This is a genomic window from Ensifer sp. LC163 (assembly GCF_001695855.1).
Classification (GTDB): domain Bacteria; phylum Pseudomonadota; class Alphaproteobacteria; order Rhizobiales; family Rhizobiaceae; genus Ensifer.
The window spans coordinates 1-2,500 of the sequence record NZ_MBSS01000025.1 but is presented as its reverse complement, the minus strand read 5'-3'; the positions used below and the strand labels follow the sequence as shown (position 1 = coordinate 2,500).

The following is a 2,500-nucleotide window of genomic DNA, read 5'->3' as shown; positions in this document are numbered from 1 at the left end:
CGTTCAGTTCGTCGCATTAGACCCGAAACCGAGTGATCTAGCCATGAGCAGGTTGAAGGTTGGGTAACACCAACTGGAGGACCGAACCCGCATCTGTTGCAATAGATTGGGATGACTTGTGGCTAGGGGTGAAAGGCCAATCAAACTCGGAAATAGCTGGTTCTCCGCGAAAACTATTTAGGTAGTGCGTCGACCGAATACCCTCGGGGGTAGAGCACTGGATGGGCTATGGGGACTCACCGTCTTACTGATCCTAACCAAACTCCGAATACCGAGGAGTACTAGTCGGCAGACACACGGCGGGTGCTAACGTCCGTCGTGAAGAGGGCAACAACCCTGACCTCCAGCTAAGGTCCCCAAGTCATGGCTAAGTGGGAAAGGATGTGAGGATCCCAAAACAACCAGGATGTTGGCTTAGAAGCAGCCATCATTTAAAGAAAGCGTAACAGCTCACTGGTCTAATTAAGGGTCTTTGCGCCGAAAATGTAACGGGGCTAAAGCCATGCACCGAAGCTGAGGATGACGACAATCTCACGATTGCGTTGTGGTAGCGGAGCGTTCCGTAAGCCTGTGAAGGGATACCCGTGAGGGGTCCTGGAGGTATCGGAAGTGCGAATGTTGACATGAGTAACGATAAAGAGGGTGAGAGACCCTCTCGCCGAAAGACCAAGGGTTCCTGCTTAAAGTTAATCTGAGCAGGGTTAGCCGGCCCCTAAGACGAGGCGGACACGCGTAGTCGATGGGAACCACGTTAATATTCGTGGGCCTGGTGGTAGTGACGGATTGCTTAACTTGTTCAGACTTATTGGATTGTCTGGGCGGGGACGCGGTTCCAGGAAATAGCTCCACCGTATAGACCGTACCCGAAACCGACACAGGTGGTCAGGTAGAGTATACCAAGGCGCTTGAGAGAACTATGCTGAAGGAACTCGGCAAATTGCACGCGTAACTTCGGAAGAAGCGTGACCCCAATGGACGCAAGTCTTTTGGGGTGGCACAGACCAGGGGGTAGCGACTGTTTATCAAAAACACAGGGCTCTGCGAAGTCGCAAGACGACGTATAGGGTCTGACGCCTGCCCGGTGCTGGAAGGTTAAGAGGAGGGGTGCAAGCTCTGAATCGAAGCCCCAGTAAACGGCGGCCGTAACTATAACGGTCCTAAGGTAGCGAAATTCCTTGTCGGGTAAGTTCCGACCTGCACGAATGGCGTAACGACTTCCCCGCTGTCTCCAGCATAGACTCAGTGAAATTGAATTCCCCGTGAAGATGCGGGGTTCCTGCGGTCAGACGGAAAGACCCCGTGCACCTTTACTATAGCTTTACACTGGCATTCGTGTCGGCATGTGTAGGATAGGTGGTAGGCTTTGAAGCAGGGACGCCAGTTCTTGTGGAGCCATCCTTGAAATACCACCCTTATCGTCATGGATGTCTAACCGCGGTCCGTTATCCGGATCCGGGACAGTGTATGGTGGGTAGTTTGACTGGGGCGGTCGCCTCCGAAAGAGTAACGGAGGCGCGCGATGGTGGGCTCAGACCGGTCGGAAATCGGTCGTCGAGTGCAATGGCATAAGCCCGCCTGACTGCGAGACTGACAAGTCGAGCAGAGACGAAAGTCGGTCATAGTGATCCGGTGGTCCCGCGTGGAAGGGCCATCGCTCAACGGATAAAAGGTACGCCGGGGATAACAGGCTGATGACCCCCAAGAGTCCATATCGACGGGGTTGTTTGGCACCTCGATGTCGGCTCATCGCATCCTGGGGCTGGAGCAGGTCCCAAGGGTTTGGCTGTTCGCCAATTAAAGCGGTACGTGAGCTGGGTTCAGAACGTCGTGAGACAGTTCGGTCCCTATCTGCCGTGGGTGTAGGAATATTGACAGGATCTGTCCCTAGTACGAGAGGACCGGGATGGACATATCTCTGGTGGACCTGTTGTCCTGCCAAGGGCATAGCAGGGTAGCTATATATGGAATGGATAACCGCTGAAGGCATCTAAGCGGGAAACCAACCTGAAAACGAGTATTCCCTTGAGAACCGTGGAAGACGACCACGTTGATAGGCTGGGTGTGGAAGTGCGGCAACGCATGAAGCTTACCAGTACTAATCGTTCGATTGGCTTGATCGTTCCCATTGCTTGTGTTCATCAAAGCGCCTTCGGCGCTTCGATGATGCTATATACGTCCTCACGCTGTCGGCCTTTGGCCTTCGCTGCGGACGGCGCGCCGGATACCGGCGGCTCGGCTTTGCCGGCTGCTGACACTATCCGGATAAGTCGTAAGACGTGTTCATAACAAAGAGGCATTGCCTCACCAGCTTCTCAATCCGGTTTGCGCTTCGCTAGCGCAAATCTTGCGCTTTGCCGACCTGGTGGTTCTGGCGGGGTGGCTGCACCCGTTCCCATTCCGAACACGGCCGTGAAACGCCCCAGCGCCGATGGTACTTCGTCTTAAGACGCGGGAGAGTAGGTCGCTGCCAGGTCTGCAAAGCGCAAGAAAAACAACCGGA

At 54.4% G+C, this 2,500-nt stretch carries 2 rRNA genes (1 of these 2 cut by a window edge); both read left to right on the top strand.

What is annotated here, in order from left to right:
• Window positions 1–2,120, top strand: a 23S ribosomal RNA gene (locus BC360_RS20970) (it extends 685 nt beyond the left edge of the window).
• A gap of 238 nt (window positions 2,121–2,358) precedes the next feature.
• Window positions 2,359–2,473: ribosomal RNA gene (rrf, locus tag BC360_RS20965) — 5S ribosomal RNA — on the top strand.
• Window positions 2,474–2,500 lie beyond the last annotated feature (27 nt).